This window comes from Methanoplanus limicola DSM 2279 (assembly GCF_000243255.1).
In the GTDB taxonomy this organism is placed as follows: Archaea; Halobacteriota; Methanomicrobia; order Methanomicrobiales; family Methanomicrobiaceae; genus Methanoplanus; species Methanoplanus limicola.
Window position 1 is genome coordinate 586,730 of the sequence record NZ_CM001436.1, and the last position, 17,389, is coordinate 604,118.

Here is a 17,389-nt window from a genome sequence, read left to right on the forward strand (position 1 = left end):
GGATATATCCAAATCAGGGAACACAAACCTGAGAATACGGTCCGGAAATCTTTTCTGATAAATTATTGCTGCATAGAGATCAATATATGTAAAAAAAGAGATAATTAGTATTTATTCTTTCAGGCAGGACTGGACAATTTACCCATAAAGAGAATATTTCCATCATCCGTATCCTCAATCATGAAGATGAACGGATGATCTGCCATGAATACCGGAACAGGCTCTTCATCCATCACTGCCGTAAGCCTCATCACAACCGCAGTTGCGGCGGCGGCTTCAGTTCCCTCCTCATTTACATCAACATATGCCTTATGGATAACATCGCTGATAGAGAGGCTCTTTGTCCCGTCCATTCCGGAAAAATCAGCTTTATCTGAAAATGCAACGGGCATTCCCATATCTGCAAGTGTGTCTGAAAGAGAATATTCGGTCTCAAGCTTAAACTTAGGGAAGAATACTTTCACCTCCTTTTCTGCAATGGCTGCTTTAAGATCTGTGAGTCTGTCAGAATCAAGACCCTCTTCAAATGTTCTCAGGTCATCTCCCTTTGGCAGGATTACATACATGGCAAGTTCTCTGCCGGATTCATGATCATAGGGCATCTTAAGCATCTGGAGATCATCATTTTCCATATAGCCAAATACTGCATCCTCATCTGTCCTCTGCATCATATCAACCGTTACAGACTTTCCGGAAGCGGTTGTGAAAGCGGCCTCATGGGTATTGTTTACATCAAACTGCTTTACCCAGTCACCTTTGAAATATACCGCATTGGTGATTACAAGCCGGGTCATTGGGTCAATCATGCCCTGCGGGATTAAGTCTTTAATTTTCTCATGAGTCTCATCTTCTGCCCACTTATTAATTGCAAGTCTTGACTCTTCAGGCTGATTTATGAAGTCAAGGTTTGTTGTGTCAGCCGAGTAATAGTCCTTCGCAGTTTTGATATAATCATCCAGAAATGAGTAGGTCTTCTCAGCCCAGAGTGCATTGGCAACACTCAGTTCATACTCAGGATCTCCGGCATTAATTCCGGAATTAATCTCTAAAAATCCGTCCCTTAAATCCTGGATTTCTGCGGGAAAGTGAAACACGGAATTTATCTCAGCCGCAGTATCCCCTTTTGCCCCCTCATATACTAGTGCAAAAGCTGATGATATGGAATAAGGCGAGAAGAAGATGTTTTCATCCTGACTGCTGACGCCTGCCAGTTTCTGATAGAGGTCAAATGCAAAGATGCTGTTTGCATCCACCACTTCACCGGCAGATTTGGTGATATCTTCGGGCGTTACTGTCGATGCCGGGGTTGATGCCGGCGATGGAGTCTCTGCTGCTGTGCCGTCATCACCGGAATCGTTCACTCCTGTGCAGCCCGAAAAAGCAGCACAGAGAATAAGTAAAATTCCGGCTGAAAAAGCCACAATATTCTTTCTGTCCATACCTGATTTATGGTCATAAGCCATATTTAATCTGGCGTTGACTTCGGAATTTTTCGCAGCTAATAAAAATTGAACTTTGCAGGCATCAGTTTATATTCACTGAAATTCACCGATATGCCACAAATTTCCGGAATAAATACATTACAGCTTCTCATTCAGGATACGCTTCATCCGCCTGAATAACACCATATTATTTTCAAGAATTTCCGGGTTGAGTTTGCCCAGAATTTCAAAGGAACGCTTATTCTTCTGATAGACATTTGAGCACCCCAAAGTTGCATTTTTCAGGTCATTCTGGATTTCGTGTCGGTTTCGCTGTTCAATATTATGTAAAGAAGGAAGAGAAGATTTACGGAGACAGTTTCCATAATATCTTATAAGGGAATCAGGATCAGCTGCAATCCAGGTTTCCATACAGGTAGTCATTAAAAACACCTGATCATCTTCACACTCATCCGGTTTTTCCCATCCGTCACGCTTCATAAGATGAACCCATGTATCTTCCGGATTGCTGACCGGTTCTTCACTGTCAACCAGCATTGCGACATAATCAGCATTATTTGAACTGTTAGCGGTTTTAAAATCCCGGTACGCAGAATCACGAGGACCACATGCAATAAGCTGAGGCATCCTGCCTTTAAAACCTGATGACTCCAGAAGTCTGCTAAATCCCTCACGGCAGCGGCTGTGCAGTTCTTTTGAATCTCCACCACCTTCAATGTAGATCTTCGTTTTCAAAAGCGCGTGCCTCCAATCTCACCTCTGAGCCATAGTTCACCCAAACGGTAGTTATCCAGCCATCCTTTAAGATCATCAGATTTAAGCCGTTTCATCTCGGTTTTACCATTCCTTTTCTCACATACAAGAACAGATTCAGGTGTTTCCGTCAGGGCGTCCACAAGCATATCAGAATGGGTCGTAACTATAAGCTGACAACGCTCTGATGCCGAGATCATCAGATCTGCCAGATGGGGCAGGACGTCCGGATGCAGGCCAAGTTCAGGCTCTTCAATACATACCAGAGACGGAGGACTGGGATGGCAGAGAATTGCAACCAGACAGAGATAGCGTAATGTGCCGTCAGACAAACGGGTTGCCGGAATACTAAACTGTTCTTCTTCAAGATAGAGCTGCACCCACCCGCCGTTGATCTGAACATTGAAATCCTGAATGTCAGGATAGAGATAATTAAGTGCATCTAGAATGTCAGTTTTTGCACGGGGATTAAAACGGAGTGAATTCAGTACAAGAGCAAGATTTTCACATGACTCTAAAAGGTATTCTGTAGGGAGATCAGCTTTTTGTGGCTGCCTTGGTGAAGTGTACCTTCCAAAAGTCCACTCGCGGTAAAGACGCGTAGAATCATAGATTTCAGTAATATCAGCAAGTATCGGATAACAATCAGGATCTTTAACCTGTGACAGAATAGATTTCTCCGGATCGATTTTCTCTCTTTGGAGTTGCCTCTCATCATCATTATTTATGGATTCTGAACTGACTCCGGCCCGATATTGTGGCTTGCCCCTTAACCTGATATAGCCGTTTTTATTCATATAATAAAACACCGGCTCACTATACCCTGAAAATGGCTTATTATTCTCAATGCATTCAGTTGTTAATTCAAAACGCATACCATGTTCAACAAATGAAAAAATATGCCTGACTGGCATCTCATGATGATTTAAATTTATTATTACCTCAATTGAGGCTTCAGGATTCGTGGATCCCTTCCAGAGCCAGTCACGAACCCCACCCGCCTCTTTTACAGGTGCTGAGAGATCTCTTGGTGCAGCACGCAAAAGGCCAATTACTTCAAGAAAATTCGATTTGCCGGAACCATTTGGACCGATAAGAACATTCAGAGGGCCTAAAGGAACAGACTTCGTTTCAGGCCCAAAAGACAGTATATTTTTCAGCCGAATTTCTTTAAGCACCGGTTCATTCATTAATGATAATTGATTCTCTTTGATAATTAATTTTACATTGTCAATGCTGCATATAATGATTCTCCGGAATAAAATCCCACAATGAATTCATATCAAAAAAATAGTAATGATTAATCCTTATCCTGGAATATGATACCTTACAGGCCCTGCATCCTCAACCTTCAGTGTTCTGCCGGAAAATTCCTTCCCGTTTGTCCCGTGAATCGCATTTTCAGCCTCTTCAATGGTTGAATATTCAACAAAAGCAAACCCCTCCTGTGGCTTAATCTTAACGCTCATGATATCTCCGAATTCAGCAAACAGATCTTCAATTTCCTCTTCAGTAACATAATGAGCCAGATTTCCGACATATACCTTATGACTTTCCATAGTTCTCACCACAACTGCTAAAAATATTTAAGCAAAAGAATAATACCACAATCTTTGGGAGAATCTGCCAGAGCTTCCAGCACAGACAGTGTCCGCAGAATTATTGGTTATTCATCGTCAACGGAGCTATTCTGAATATCCTTATTGAAATATTTTTGCTTGGCTTTAAACATCGCATACATAATCTCCGGCCCGCAGACAGAAAAGAGAGAGAAGGACTCCGGGGACATAATTATCCGAAACAACTCCCGGCAATACGGAAAAACAACCAGAAAAATCAATAAATATATATCCGGACAGAATGAGGATATATATTAATGAACGAACAGCCTGCCCGCCAGAAGATGTCCGTAAAGGAACTGATGATAGTCATAGTCATCTCACTCGGATCATTTATGGCGGGACTTGATGCCACAATAGTCAATATTGCTCTTCCCTCAATAGCAAAAGCATTTGATGTTTCAACAGTGACGGCCTCCTGGGTTCTGAATGCCTACCTGATAATCCTTGTCAGCCTGCTGCTTGCCGCAGCCCGCCTTGGTGACATAAAGGGGTACCGGAAAGTGTTCCTGGCAGGTTTTGCTGTATTTACCGTTGGATCTGCATTATGCGGATTTGCCTCCTCCATTGACATGCTGATAATATCACGTATGCTTCAGGCAATAGGAGGAGCGATAATAGCTGCACTTGGAGCAGTGATGGTCACAAGCTACCTTGCACCATCACTTCGTGGGCAGGCACTCGGCATTGTTGCCATGTTTACCATGCTTGGAGCAGCACTTGGTCCTGTCATGGGTGGATTTTTAACAAGTGCATTTTCCTGGAGCTTCATATTCTTCGTCAATCTTCCGGTGGGAATCATCGCCATTCTGCTGGGACTGCATACTCTGCCCCGGCAAAATCCGGTCTCGCCAGGAGGTAAAATTGACATTCCAGGAGTGGCACTTGTCTTTATTGCATTAAGTACTCTTATATATGGATTAACCTCCCTTCAGGGAACAGATTCAACGGGAGGAATTCCGGCCCTGATTATATCTGTAATATTCTGGATCATATTCTGGTTCAGGGAAAAGAGAGCGGAGGAACCGTTGATAAATACCGGTCTCTTCTCCAACAGGGCATTTACCATTCAGAATATAAGTGTCATGCTCATACAGATGGCAATGGCAGGAGTGATGATCCTTATGCCGTTCTTCCTGGAGCTGGTAAAGGACCTGCCGACTGACAATGCAGGAACAGTCCTTCTTGCTCTCCCAATCGGAATGATCCTCACATCACCCATTGCCGGCAGATTCTCAGATGTGTTAGGCACAAAAAAACCTATAATCGCCGGATTCGTAGTCTGTGCCATCTCACTCCTGCTACTCTCAACAATCAGCCAGAATACCAGTGTAGGCCATGTGGTCATATACCTCTTCCTTCTTGGAGCAGGAACAGGAATTGCATATGCACCTCTTAACAGTGCCGTCATGGGGGAATCGCCGGAAAAAGAGAGGGGAACAACCTCCGGCATGATAAAGATGATGACAAATCTTGGTTCATCACTTGGGGTTGCTCTTGTCATGCTGGTTGCCACCGCAGCACTCGGTCCTAAACTGGCAAAGGAGTCTGTACACAACCTCCCGGTCTCAGATCTTGCCGGTGCATTTGATGTTGCATTCCTCTTCTTAATGGGAATTGAGATCCTCGGCATTGTGCTGATGCTCTTTGTAAGAGAGAAAAATAATGATTTTAGCACTGACGGTGAACCTGTAGCCGGTTTCTGACCGGAAATCCGGACATTATTGTCCTGAATATTTGCTGAATAAACGGATAAGAACAACCTGAAGATGAATTGTCAGTAAAAAAACCGGCATAAGGATTACACTATGTGCACCATCCTGCCCGGAAACTGAAAAATGAACGGTTAAAAGAAACAGATGAGAGAACCATCACGTTTAGAAAGGGCCAAAGCACGGATACAGGCACTCATGGAAAAACCGGCGCCGGGTGACAAAATCGCCCGGTTCACCCATGTATTCCTTGCACTTGTAATTATTACCAATACGATTGCCGTAGTTATATTCACAATCCCTTCAGTAGAGGTATCCTTCTCTTCCGGATTAAACCTGATAATCACCTTCTGTCTGCTGGTGTTCACCATTGAATATATTCTCAGGATATGGTCCTGCACCAGTGCACCAACTATAACCGGGAGATTTTCAGAACGGCTCCGTTATGCAACAGGATTTTATCAGATTATTGATCTTATCTCCATCATACCGCTTATATTTCCGGTATTTTTCCCTACTGATTTTGCCCTTTTGCGTGGATTCAGGCTGATATCAATCTTCAAGCTGGGCCGCTATGCCCGCAATTCAACTTCGCTTGCCCTGCTAAAGCGGGTCGTTATCAAAAAGAGGGAAATCTTCACCATCATGATCTTCTTCCTGGTCTTTGTCATTTTATTCTCATCAACGATTATGTACCTGGTGGAGAACCACGCCCAGCCGGATAAATTCTCCAGCATTCCGGCAGCAATTTGGTGGGCGATGATGACAGTGACAACGGTAGGTTATGGCGACATATACCCAATAACTCCGCTTGGAAAGACAATTGGATCATTTATCACCCTTGCAGGTGTCCTGCTACTTGCCCTGCCGTCCGCAATTCTGGCTACCGGGTTTATCGAAGAGAGGCAGAAGAATAACGGAGATAGACCTGATAATTCAGAGGATAATTTAGAGAAATCAGGACAGATGATGGACCTGCTGGAGAGGGCCGCCGGACTTAGGGAGAAGGGTATAATCACTGATGAGGAATATTCAGAGATTAAAGCCGGAATTATCTCAGAGAAACTATAAGAGAAAAGAATAGATAAATGCAGTTGCCTGATGCACTCATATCTCTTTTATATTATAGGTATAACATTTCTCCGCAGGAGAGATGCCCTTTTTCAGTTTTTCGACATACTGCCCGCAGTTGCTTCCAATGCTGTTCTCCCCCGACTTACCGGCACTTAAAATAACATCGTATCCTGCATTAAGAAAAGAATCCATTACAGGCAATGGCGTTTTTCATTTTTTGTATAACCTCTGCTGAAACACAGCTACATATCAGAAATTGTTATGATATTTTACATCAACTGTTAATCCATGAAAAATAAAACTCATTTCTCAGGGCTGTCTCCCTTTTCACTGGCAGTTATTGCCGTAATTCTGTCAGCTCTGTTTATAGCCGGACTGTCGCTTGCAGGAGGCTATGCAATGGATAAAAATGCCCCTGCAAAATCCGGGGACCAGGTAAGTGTATATTATTCGCTCTCTTTTCCCGGAGGTGCTGTATTTGAATCAAATGTAAATGACACACCCCTTAATTTTACACTCGGAAGCGGAGCTATGATCTCCGGATTTGACAGGGCAATCAGGGGAATGGTTCCGGGTGAGACAAAAACGGTCATTTTAACTCCGGATGAGGCTTACGGCGAGAAAAATGAGAGTCTTGTAAAGAAAATTCCATTAAATGAGGCGATTGATTTAGTAAACGGAATGAACAGGGAAAATATCACAATATCATTCATTCCTGGTTATCCCTGTCCGATGATCGAATATAAACTTCCGGAAGGGAAATACATGAGATACGTATTTACCAATATAACGGAAGATTCGGTGACTGTTGACACAAACAGGCCGCTTGTTGGAAAAGATCTCCGGTTTACAATTACTCTTGATTCCGTCATTAAAAGGGCATGATGAATATAATTCAACCCTTTTAATGTTATCAGCCCAAAATTTTCTCTTCAATGTTTTATAATTACTTTCCCTCAGGCATCCCGCATTGAAATTGTGAGTATCATACCCCAGATATATTTTGCATACGAGATAAATCAAAACAGATTATATCCACCTATAAAAAAGTGCACCGTTTCATCATCATTTGTGAACCAGGTGGTTCATGGATGACTTTTTTTTAATAGTCAGGCTCTCCGGCAAACTGTGTGAGTGTGCTGAACATGCAGTCCTGAAAAACCGGATTAATTATTTTGAGACCAGAACCGGTTTTTCCGGAAATATATTAATAATATCAGTACTAAAAGGAGAATAAGGCTTACCGGGTCCAGGTTGATAAAAACAAAATTCGGGATGGAGGAATCAGGAATGGAAAAAAGAAAGGATAGGAGGATATTCTCCAGAAAATCCTCATTTGAGGGATTTCTTATCATTATGTTGTTATTCATATCATGCAGCACAATGACAGTTTCAGGGGCATCATGGATAACAGAGTCCGGTTATATTTCTGAACAATCCGGATGGCCAAATGAAGTATTTGCACCTTATATTGACACAACACTCTGGAGTACCAGTGCCGGAGGTTACTATGACCTGAAAAATGCATATCTTTCTACCGGGCAGAAATATTATACCCTGGCATTTATTGTGAGTGACGGAAATGCCAATCCGACATGGGGGGGATATACCAGTCTTGGAATGGATTCAGACCACTTTGTAGATAAAATAAATTATATCCGCTCAGTAGGCGGTGATGTTGCGATATCCTTTGGCGGGGCAAGCGGAGTTGAAATTGCATTAAACAATACCAATGTTGATACCCTGACATCGAAATACCAGCAGGTAATTGACAAATACAATCCAACATGGATTGATTTTGATATTGAAGGAACCGCAGTTGGTGACAGACCTTCCATAGGAAGAAGGAGTATAGCTATTAAAAGATTACAGGATAATAATCCCGGACTTAGAATCGGATTCTGCCTCCCTGTAACTCCTACAGGACTTGATGCATTTGGACTTAATGTAATTGACAATGCTACCGAAAACGGCGTCGAAATTGACATTGTAAATCTTATGGTTATGGATTACTATGATGCAGCTGTCCATGGAAAAATGGGTGATGCTGCAATTTCAGCAACTGAAGGAGCTTATAGCCAGCTAAAAGAACGAAATGTATCTGCAACGCTGGGTATGACACCAATGATAGGGCAGAATGATGCTGCCCAGGAAATATTTACCATTGATAATGCAAATCAGGTTGAAAAATGGGCCGAATCAAAAGACTGGGTTACAATGCTTGGCATGTGGTCAATAAACAGGGATAACAACGGCAGTGAGGGTACTGCAATATACCAGTGGTCACAACTGGACCAGGAAAACTTTGAGTTCACAGATATATTCAAAAAATTTACGACCGGATTTACATCAGCACAACTACTTATTCCGGACATCAGCATCCCTTTAAACTCCACATATGTAATTCCTGTTATGGTCTCCGGGATAACTAATGCAAAGGAGGTCTCATGTTCATTAAAATGGGATTCTTCAGTCATAACGGTTAATAAAGTTAAGGCAAACAATACAGTATTTCTTGGATCTTCAATCACACTTAACCTTACAGAAGAGCGGGCGGATCTGATTCTTGTCAATACAAATTCAATGACAGATACAGACCTGAATGCCTTATTTGACATCTCAGTAGTCCCAAGAGGAAACAGCGGAGATTCAGCCATGATATCAACATTTAATGCAACATGGACTGATACGAATATGGCAGAATACAATCTTGAATGTATTAACGGAACTATCAGTTTTTTTGGGGTTAAAGGCGATTTCAATGGCAACGGAGTTGTTGATATTGGCGATGTATCTAAAGTTGCATATATGGTTGCCAGACTGACATCAAAGAACATGGCCGCAGATTTTAACAATGACGGAGATGTTGATACAGGAGATGCTGCCAGAATCTCATGGTATTTTGTGGGAAAAATTAACAGCCTATAATATATTCTTTTTTGAATCTGCCAATCCCTCCGCAAAGGTCAGGAATTATATTCTCCCTAAAAGGACCTATGAATTTTCTCCAACGGACAAGTGTGTAAACTCCTATGAAAAACTTTGATTTTTCATCCACCATCTGTGAACCCGCAGGCTCATGTGTGACTATTTTGTTTACTCGTGTGGAGATAATATCACAGGCTCTCTTTTCAGCTATGAATTCTCTTATCAGCCGGACGTCATCATCGGTCAGATTTTCTGCTAACAGTCCTTTCTGAATGAACCTTCCGGAGTATTCAGACTTGATTGTATGAAAACTACTGTCTTCCCTGGGGTGGGTGCTTGTTTAAGTATAAGGAATTGTTCAGTTTAGTATTATAAAAAGAGTGTGTCGGATTTGGACACGATGTCTCAATGCTGATATGGGGATTTGAACCCCAGTCGCAGGAGTGAGAGTCCTGCATGATTGGCCGAACTACACTATATCAGCAATACTTGTGCCTCTAAAGATTATCCTGACAGATATTTAAGAATTATCATTTCAATCCGGAAAAACTACAATTATGATTCAAAAAATGATGATTAACCGCTATCAAAAGGAAAATCATGCCATATAACGCAGGATGTGAGACCCTGACAGCCAAAAGTGCGCAGTAACAACACTGTCATCCCTAAAACCATAAACATCCCTAAAACCATAATCATCCACAAAATCATAACCAACACCAAATAATCATAACCAACACCAAATAATCAATATTGCCGATAAGAAAATCTGAAGGCTCAGCCTCTCACAAACTCCTCATATCAAATACCCACCTTGAAATTCCGGGTGCGACATTTCCGCAGGCAGAATAACTCTCAACTTCCAGCCCGCAACTTTCTGCAAAGCCTATAAAATCCTCCACCTGATTCTCCGGACTGAAAGAATAAAAATGAATATAACCGCCACTTTTTAAAATTCCGCTGAGAAGAGCCAGAATATCATCCATACCATATGGCGCAGGTGCGATAATCCTGTCAAACAGACATCCCGGCGTAGTTTCAGAGATATTACCGGATGCAGATTCCAAAAGAGAGCCAAAGAGAGAGCCACAGCTCCGGACATCGCCGCATATGACATCCAGACTCTCACAAACAGAATTCAGGCGCACATTTTCCCGCATATAACCGCAGGCCTTCCTGTTCATCTCCATAGCAATGACATTTCCCCCTCTTTTCGCCGCAGGAACTGCAAAAGGCCCGACACCTGCAAAGGGCACAAATACAGACTCGCCTTTCTTAACAAGAGAAACAACCCTCATCCTCTCAGAAGAGAGCCTTCCGGTGAAGAAAGAATCCTTAAGATCAAACCTGTAGGAAAAGCCATACTCACGGTGAACTGTCTCAGTCCCTCCGCCACAGATAATATCAAAATCAAAAGTCCTGAAATCACCTGAAAGAACTGAGCGCTTATTAAGAACAGTCCGGACATTCTTCCGGGAATCACAGACAGCCCCGGCAATGCAGCCGGCATAAGGCTCTGCACATTCCGGAAGCGAGAGCACCGCAATATCGCCAACGACATCAAAACGGCCTGAAATCCCTTCCAGAACCTCATCCGGCACCTTACCTTTCAGCCGGGATTTAAAATCCATCAGAAAAATATTCTACCCTATTGTATTGATTTATTTCCCATCACACAGAGAATACCGGCAATCAGTCAGAAGATAGGAGCAAAACCCCAAAAAAAGAGCATCAATAACCGAAAATTATGAGATAAATCCGGATAAAAAACCAGAATTTCCGATTATAAATCCTTCTCAAACATCAGATAATGTGACCGGGAAAAGCCCATCCTCCCGTATACCTCAATAGCATCTTTATTACCATCATCAACATACAGCCGGATTCCGCATACCTTACCTTCAGAACCGGAAATTCCGGCAATAAACTCATAAATCTTCTTAAATATCCCCATCTTCCGGAACTCTTCCCTCACATAAACACTCTGAATCCACCAGAAATCCGCAGACCTCCAGTCACTCCACTCATAAGTTATCATGCACTGTCCGGCAATCTCACCACCGCACCCGGCAACAATATAAAATCCACGGTTCTTATCCTCAAAAAGACCCACCACACCCTTTAATACAGTATCCGGGTCCAGCACCAGCCTTTCAGTCTCATATGCCATCCGGATGTTATTCCCGGAAATATCAGCTGCATCCTCCGGTTTTGCTTTCCTGACAGTAATATTCATATTAATCCTGCTATAATATGAAACAGAATTACATTTTACAATAACGAAAGATCAGATCATCCCCCCGGAGATTGCATCAAAACAGATAAAAGTAATAAAAAAACTGCCGAATGATAAAATATATAACAAAAATAAAAAATATATCAGTACGTACTAAATAGATTAAAATATACATTACTTCGGCAAAGACTATATTTAGATCAGACGACATTATTCTGATGAAGAAAGATCAGACCTTTAACAAAGGTATAATGCTTGTAGCAGTTCTTGGAATTGTAGCAGCATTCGCTCTTGTCTGCGGCTGTACAGGAAGCTCAGACACAACGGCAGCATCTGGCACAGAACAGAGTACTGATATCAGAACAATCTCAGTCACAGGTTCAACAACAGTTCTTCCTGCTGCACAGGCAGCAGCCGAATCCTATATGAGAGAGAACAAAAACGCTGACATCATGGTCAGCGGCGGCGGATCAAGTGTAGGAGTACAGGCAGTAGGCGAAGGAACGGCTGACATCGGAATGGCTTCAAGAGAACTGAAAAATTCAGAGAAGGAAAAATACCCAAACCTTGTCCAGCACGTAATCGCACGTGACGGAATTGCCCTTATCATATACAAGGACAACCCCGTAGAGAGCCTCACAATCGATCAGGTCAAATCGATCTACAAAGGAGAGGTCACAAACTGGAATGAAGTCGGCGGAGATGACATGGAAATTGTAGTAGTCGGCCGTGACAGTTCATCAGGAACAAGAGAATACTTCTTTGAATCTGTAATGAACAAAGAGGACTTTGTTGCAACACAGATGGAAAAGAACTCAAACGGTGCTGTTCAGCAGTCAGTCGCACACACACCGGGCGCAATCGGATATGTAGGACTCGGATATATTGACGATTCAATTAAAGCAGTAAATATTGACACCAATGGAAACGTAGTTGTCCCGACAATAGATAATGTCGTCAAAGGCACCTATCCTATTGCAAGATCACTTAACATGTTTACCAGCGGAGAAGCAACAGGTCTTTCCAAAGATTACATCAACTTTATCCTGAGCAGTGAAGGACAGGCAATAGTTGAAGAAGAAGGATTTGTAAGCGTAAAGTAAACTAAAAACATCACAAACATTTTTTTTAAATTTATTCAGAACACCAGATTTCCCGTAAAAAATAACGGAGAAATACAATGCGCATTACAATTGGCAAAAAAATTTTTATAATAATGCTCCTTGTTTCTGTTCTTCCACTCATAACCCTCGGATACTTTTCAGGCCTGAATGCAGGACAGGTAGGTTATGACGCCGCAGACGATGCAAGATGGATGGGTACATTTGCACTCAGGGACAGCACAGAAGCGCTCGAAGAACTCGGCGTAGCAATGATCGAACAGAAGGCGGAGGACGTCTCAAAACAGATCGAAATCTACCTTAATGCACACCCGGATGCAACACTGACAGAACTTCAGTCTGACAGTTACTTTAAGTCAATTGCAAGCCAGAAGATCGGCGGTACAGGATATACATTCCTATATGAAAAAGATACAGGGATTACACGTTTCCACCCGGACGAACGCTTTGTAAACTATGACATGAAAGGGTTAAAAGAAACACTTCCGGAATTCTGGGAGACATTCAGACCGACCCTCAGCGGGAGCACAGTCGGCGGCTACTATGACTGGATAAACCCTGACGGAGTGGGAGAAAGAAAGTTCATGTACCTCACACCTGTCAGAGGAACACCCTACATGATCGGTGCAACGGTGTACACAGAAGAGTTCTCAGAACCTGTAAAGACAATCGATGAAACAATTAACAGGGAAATTGACTACACCATCTCAAAAATAAAAGAATCTACAGAAAGCCTCAGTATGCAGAATACAATTCTGATAATCACACTCGTTACAATATTTGCAGCACTACTCGTAAGCTTTCTCTTTGCACAGAGCATCACAAAACCCATAAGAAAACTGACAGAAGTCGCTGACAGGGTCAGCATGGGAGAACTCGAAGATACAGAAATTGAGATCAAATCAGATGATGAAATCGGAGACCTCGCCGAATCATTCGGAAGAATGGTTGTAAGTCTCAGGTATTACATGGACAAGCTGAACTCAAAGTGAAAAAGTGATTTAAATGAATGCAGTAGCATATGACAAATACCAGAAGATGATCCTTAATGTGCTTATGAGAAAGATGGGGCCGGCAGCAAACGATTTTGCAGTCGATCTCGGGAACAATGTAGGCATCCCCTTCCATAAAGCAGCACCTGATAATGTATCACGCTTTGCTGAGAGAATTGAAGTTGATGCAACCAGATTTGTCTCTGAAAAAGATGCAAAGTTTATGGCAAATGTAATCCGGAAACTTAAGTAAATTTTTCCGGAAAAATCCAGTTTTCAGAATTTATTTTACCCAAAAACAGTGCACCAAATATTATCTTCCTGCACAGAGAAAGTGGGGGCAGCCTTAAAAACAGGAAGAGATATTATTAATAATAAACTAAATACTCAGGCAGGCAATATGGAAAAGAAAATTATCAGGATTATCAACAATATTGAGACAGCAGTATATCTATGTCTCCTCGTTCTCCTCACAATAGTGATAGTCTTTTCACTCCTGGAACTGGCATATACACTTATGGCAGGCCTGGTTTCCGGCGATTTCATGCAGTTAAGCCCGAAAGAGATATTAGCTTTCTTCGATTTCTTCCTCCTGGTCCTGATTGGCATTGAACTTATGGAGACGATAAAGTCTTACCTTGAAACAAGGAGAATACAGGTGGAGATAGTCCTGATACTTGCAATTATTGCAGTAGCAAGAAAAATAATTGTAGTGGACACTGAGATAACAGGCGCTCTTATGCTAATGTCAATAGGAGTTATCATATTCTCACTTACAGCCGGATATTATCTTATTAAAAAAGGAAATTCATTAAAAATAGAGAATAAATAACGCACAAATAATAATTTAATATCAAATGATGGAAATACCCCGGAACAGTCCGCAAAACCCATTAAAAATATTATTTTAAAATTTATTATCAGCAGTAATCACTGCCGGCCGTAAGCATCATCAAACCGCACTATATCATCCTCTTCAAGATATTCTCCGATCTGAACCTCAATTACTTCCAGGGGAATCATGCCCGGATTTCTGAGCCTGTGCATAAACCCGGCGGGAACAAATGTACTCTCGCCATGCGTAAGCGTCCGCACCTCCTCACCAAGTGTAATCTCCGCACACCCGCTCGCAACAACCCAGTGCTCACTCCTGTGATGGTGCTTCTGCAGGGAGAGCACGCTTCCGGAATTGACCGTAACACGCTTGATCTTATAGAAATTCTTCTCTTCAAGAGTTGTATATGAACCCCAGGGCCGAAATACCGTCTTGTGTATCTTTGCAATATCATCGCCCTTCTCAAGATAGAAATTCACAAGCTCCTTAACAGACTCTGTATCGTCCAGATTACAGACTAAAACCGCATCTCCGGAGTCAATTACGGCAATATTCTCAACCCCCAAAAGAGCTATCTTTCTGCCCCCCGAAGAGACAAAATTGTTCTGCGATCTCACGAACAGGGCATCGCCGCAGTTGCCTGATTCGTCTTTATCACCAACAGCATACATGGACCTGAAACTGCCGAGATCATTCCACGAAAGATTAAGTGGCACAACAGCAACCTTATCCGACTTTTCAAGAATGCCATAATCCATAGAGATTCCGTCAATATTGTGATAATTCAGACTTCCGGAGAAGAATTCATCATAAATATCTTTCCGGAATTTCATAACCTCGCCAAAGAATACCTTTGTCGACAGCAGAAACATACCGCTGTTCCAGAGATATCCTTCATCAAGGTACTTCTGTGCAGTCTCCGCGTCAGGCTTTTCCTTAAACTCATCCACAAAATAACCGTTCTTAACCGGAACTCCGGCTTTGACATACCCATAACCTGTCTGCGGGCTGTCAGGCTTTATCCCGAATACAACAAGGCAGTCCTCAGCCAGACCTTCTGATGATGAAATCACATCAGAGGCCGCAGCATCAAGCATATGATCACTGGGGAATACAGCGGCAGTGCAGTCTCCGGACTCATCATATAACACTTTCATCCCCCACATCACAGCCGGAAGAGTATTTTTACCTACAGGCTCTTTTAGAACATGCTCCCGCGGTATGGAATATCCAAGCTCCTTAATCTGGTTTATTACATGATATTCATACGGCTCACCTGTAACAACGACAATCTCATCGGGAGATGAGAGCTTTAATGAGCGCAGATATGTCTCCTGAAAGAGCGAGTGCCCGTTCATCTTCAGAAACTGCTTGGGATACTTCTCCCTTGACAAAGGCCAGAGCCTCGTGCCGACACCGCCGGCAAGGATGATTGATTTCATGGATATAACTCATTAAAAAATTGATACTACAGCTAAAAAAAGATATCCGGAAGAGAGAGCACAGGTAAAATCAGAAGGCAAAATCTTATTGCTGTATAATGCTTTAAAAATTATTACCCATATGCCAAAAAAATCAGTGATTGCTATCGTATTTACCATCGCTCTCCTCTTCCTGCTGACCGCAGCTTCAGGGTGCACTACAGGAGGAACAGGCAGCGAAGAAGATAACGGAATTTACAGCCGGACATTCAGCAGCACAGTCACTCTGCCACAGCAGCATTACAGGCCGGACGGCACATGCTACTGGGTTTCAGACATCATGGTCACAAATAACGGCTTAAAGGATGAGAAGAATGTAGTTGTCAGATGCAGTCTTAAAGAGGCTGATTCCGGAACAGTCTCCGATACAGAGACCAGATATTTTGAACTCTTCCCGGCAGGTGAGAATAAAGGTTTCACAGTCGAACTTGACGGTGACTGCGGTAAAAACTACGGAATAGGAGTTAATATTAAAACGGAGGATTCATGAAAATAACAGGCGTTATCGCAAGTCCAAGGGGAAAGAAAGGAAATACATACCCCCTGCTAATAGCAGCACTGACCGGAGCGGAAGATGAAGGGGCAGAGACAGAAATAATCAATATTGCAAAATCAGATATCAATTACTGCACAGGATGCTTAAAATGCTTCAAATCAGGAAAGTGCATCTATGATGATGATTTTGAAAAGGTATTCTCTAAACTTATGGAGAGTGACGGCATAATATTTGCATCTCCGAATTACATCAACTCAGTCACCGGACAGATGAAGACCTTCTTTGACAGAATGGCGGATGCCATACACTGCCAGATGTTTGAAGGAAAATACGGATTTTCCATCAGCACGGCCGGAGGTTCAGGTGCAGGCGAAGTTTCGGAATATATGAACCAGACACTCCGGGTGCTTGGAGCAGATACAACAGGCCATATAGGAATGGACATTGCAGAGGCAGAGGAGGGATTTAAACCCTGGGAAGAGAGAGCATATGAAGAAGGGCAAAAACTTGCATCTGCAATAAAAAATAATGATAAATATCCGGAACAGGAGGAGTTCCATAAATATATGCAGGAGAGAATGGAGAACCTCATTCTTGCAAACAAGAAGGAATGGAAACACGAATACAAACACCTGAAGAAAAAGAAGGGGGAATAATCCGGAATTTTATGCCAGCCGGAGACTGAACAGTCATTAAATTT

The 17,389-nt window shown here is 42.4% G+C and carries 19 protein-coding genes and 1 tRNA gene; 10 read left to right on the top strand and 10 right to left on the bottom strand.

What is annotated here, in order from left to right; all coding sequences use genetic code 11:
* Positions 1–119: 119 nt before the first annotated feature.
* The 4 genes from METLIM_RS02810 to METLIM_RS02825 all read right to left on the bottom strand — a co-directional run bounded on the left by METLIM_RS02810 (position 120) and on the right by METLIM_RS02825 (position 3,754).
* A complete protein-coding gene (locus tag METLIM_RS02810) occupies positions 120–1,463 on the bottom strand; it encodes a serpin family protein (RefSeq protein WP_004076390.1) in 1,344 nt (447 codons plus the stop codon).
* Between the two features lie 117 nt (positions 1,464–1,580).
* Positions 1,581–2,177, bottom strand: coding sequence for a DUF4276 family protein (locus METLIM_RS02815; protein ID WP_004076393.1), 597 nt, complete (start codon positions 2,175–2,177; stop codon positions 1,581–1,583).
* Positions 2,174–3,385, bottom strand: coding sequence for an AAA family ATPase (locus METLIM_RS02820; RefSeq protein ID WP_004076395.1), 1,212 nt, complete (start codon positions 3,383–3,385; stop codon positions 2,174–2,176). Before METLIM_RS02820 ends, METLIM_RS02815 begins: the two co-directional genes overlap by 4 nt.
* A 117-nt stretch (positions 3,386–3,502) precedes the next feature.
* Positions 3,503–3,754 (bottom strand): RNA recognition motif domain-containing protein, encoded by a 252-nt coding sequence (locus METLIM_RS02825; RefSeq protein ID WP_004076397.1) that lies wholly within the window; start codon positions 3,752–3,754, stop codon positions 3,503–3,505.
* 317 nt (positions 3,755–4,071) lie between these two features.
* Here METLIM_RS02825 and METLIM_RS02830 point away from each other — a divergent pair, with 317 nt between their 5' ends.
* Together METLIM_RS02830 and METLIM_RS02835 are read left to right on the top strand one after the other, a co-directional pair.
* On the top strand, positions 4,072–5,520 hold the full coding sequence (locus METLIM_RS02830; protein ID WP_004076399.1) for an MFS transporter: 1,449 nt from the start codon (positions 4,072–4,074) through the stop codon (positions 5,518–5,520).
* A gap of 153 nt (positions 5,521–5,673) precedes the next feature.
* Positions 5,674–6,597 carry an ion transporter gene (locus tag METLIM_RS02835; protein WP_004076402.1) on the top strand — a complete coding sequence of 308 codons (924 nt, stop codon included), beginning with the start codon at positions 5,674–5,676 and terminating at the stop codon, positions 6,595–6,597.
* 36 nt (positions 6,598–6,633) lie between these two features.
* Here METLIM_RS02835 and METLIM_RS16425 read toward each other — a convergent pair whose 3' ends face one another.
* Positions 6,634–6,792, bottom strand: a complete 159-nt coding sequence (locus tag METLIM_RS16425; RefSeq protein ID WP_157202220.1) for a hypothetical protein — start codon at positions 6,790–6,792, stop codon at positions 6,634–6,636.
* Positions 6,793–6,888: 96 nt separating this feature from the next.
* Between METLIM_RS16425 and METLIM_RS02840 the strand changes: the two genes are divergently transcribed.
* Entirely contained in the window at positions 6,889–7,485 is a 597-nt protein-coding gene (locus METLIM_RS02840) for an FKBP-type peptidyl-prolyl cis-trans isomerase (RefSeq protein WP_004076405.1), read from the top strand.
* Positions 7,486–7,890: 405 nt separating this feature from the next.
* The gene (locus tag METLIM_RS15360) at positions 7,891–9,528 is read left to right on the top strand and encodes a dockerin type I domain-containing protein (RefSeq protein WP_004076409.1); all 1,638 of its coding nucleotides are present in this window, start codon (positions 7,891–7,893) and stop codon (positions 9,526–9,528) included.
* On the opposite strand, the gene METLIM_RS16430 is transcribed toward METLIM_RS15360, so the two are convergent.
* The 4 genes from METLIM_RS16430 to METLIM_RS02860 form a co-directional block, all read right to left on the bottom strand.
* Entirely contained in the window at positions 9,515–9,661 is a 147-nt protein-coding gene (locus METLIM_RS16430) for a hypothetical protein (RefSeq protein ID WP_004076410.1), read from the bottom strand. The genes METLIM_RS15360 and METLIM_RS16430 overlap by 14 nt on opposite strands.
* A 276-nt stretch (positions 9,662–9,937) precedes the next feature.
* Positions 9,938–10,012, bottom strand: a tRNA-Glu gene (locus METLIM_RS02850).
* Between the two features lie 301 nt (positions 10,013–10,313).
* The gene (locus tag METLIM_RS02855; RefSeq protein WP_004076411.1) at positions 10,314–11,159 is read right to left on the bottom strand and encodes a class I SAM-dependent methyltransferase; all 846 of its coding nucleotides are present in this window, start codon (positions 11,157–11,159) and stop codon (positions 10,314–10,316) included.
* 152 nt (positions 11,160–11,311) lie between these two features.
* Positions 11,312–11,764, bottom strand: a complete 453-nt coding sequence (locus METLIM_RS02860) for a GNAT family N-acetyltransferase (protein WP_004076412.1) — start codon at positions 11,762–11,764, stop codon at positions 11,312–11,314.
* A 218-nt stretch (positions 11,765–11,982) separates the two neighbouring features.
* On the opposite strand from METLIM_RS02860, the gene METLIM_RS02865 reads away from it, so the two are divergent.
* From METLIM_RS02865 to METLIM_RS02880, 4 genes are all read left to right on the top strand, one after another.
* The gene (locus tag METLIM_RS02865) at positions 11,983–12,867 is read left to right on the top strand and encodes a phosphate ABC transporter substrate-binding protein (RefSeq protein ID WP_004076413.1); all 885 of its coding nucleotides are present in this window, start codon (positions 11,983–11,985) and stop codon (positions 12,865–12,867) included.
* Between the two features lie 77 nt (positions 12,868–12,944).
* On the top strand, positions 12,945–13,877 hold the full coding sequence (locus METLIM_RS02870) for a HAMP domain-containing protein (RefSeq protein ID WP_004076414.1): 933 nt from the start codon (positions 12,945–12,947) through the stop codon (positions 13,875–13,877).
* 13 nt (positions 13,878–13,890) lie between these two features.
* A complete protein-coding gene (locus METLIM_RS02875) occupies positions 13,891–14,130 on the top strand; it encodes a hypothetical protein (RefSeq protein WP_004076415.1) in 240 nt (79 codons plus the stop codon).
* A 147-nt stretch (positions 14,131–14,277) separates the two neighbouring features.
* On the top strand, positions 14,278–14,709 hold the full coding sequence (locus METLIM_RS02880) for a phosphate-starvation-inducible PsiE family protein (RefSeq protein ID WP_004076416.1): 432 nt from the start codon (positions 14,278–14,280) through the stop codon (positions 14,707–14,709).
* A gap of 98 nt (positions 14,710–14,807) precedes the next feature.
* On the opposite strand, the gene METLIM_RS02885 is transcribed toward METLIM_RS02880, so the two are convergent.
* Positions 14,808–16,154: a mannose-1-phosphate guanylyltransferase/mannose-6-phosphate isomerase gene (locus METLIM_RS02885; RefSeq protein WP_004076417.1), complete on the bottom strand. Its 1,347-nt coding sequence runs from the start codon at positions 16,152–16,154 to the stop codon at positions 14,808–14,810.
* 121 nt (positions 16,155–16,275) lie between these two features.
* Here METLIM_RS02885 and METLIM_RS15365 point away from each other — a divergent pair, with 121 nt between their 5' ends.
* The gene (locus METLIM_RS15365; protein ID WP_004076418.1) at positions 16,276–16,683 is read left to right on the top strand and encodes a hypothetical protein; all 408 of its coding nucleotides are present in this window, start codon (positions 16,276–16,278) and stop codon (positions 16,681–16,683) included.
* Positions 16,680–17,345, top strand: coding sequence for a flavodoxin family protein (locus tag METLIM_RS02895; protein ID WP_004076419.1), 666 nt, complete (start codon positions 16,680–16,682; stop codon positions 17,343–17,345). Before METLIM_RS15365 ends, METLIM_RS02895 begins: the two co-directional genes overlap by 4 nt.
* Positions 17,346–17,389 lie beyond the last annotated feature (44 nt).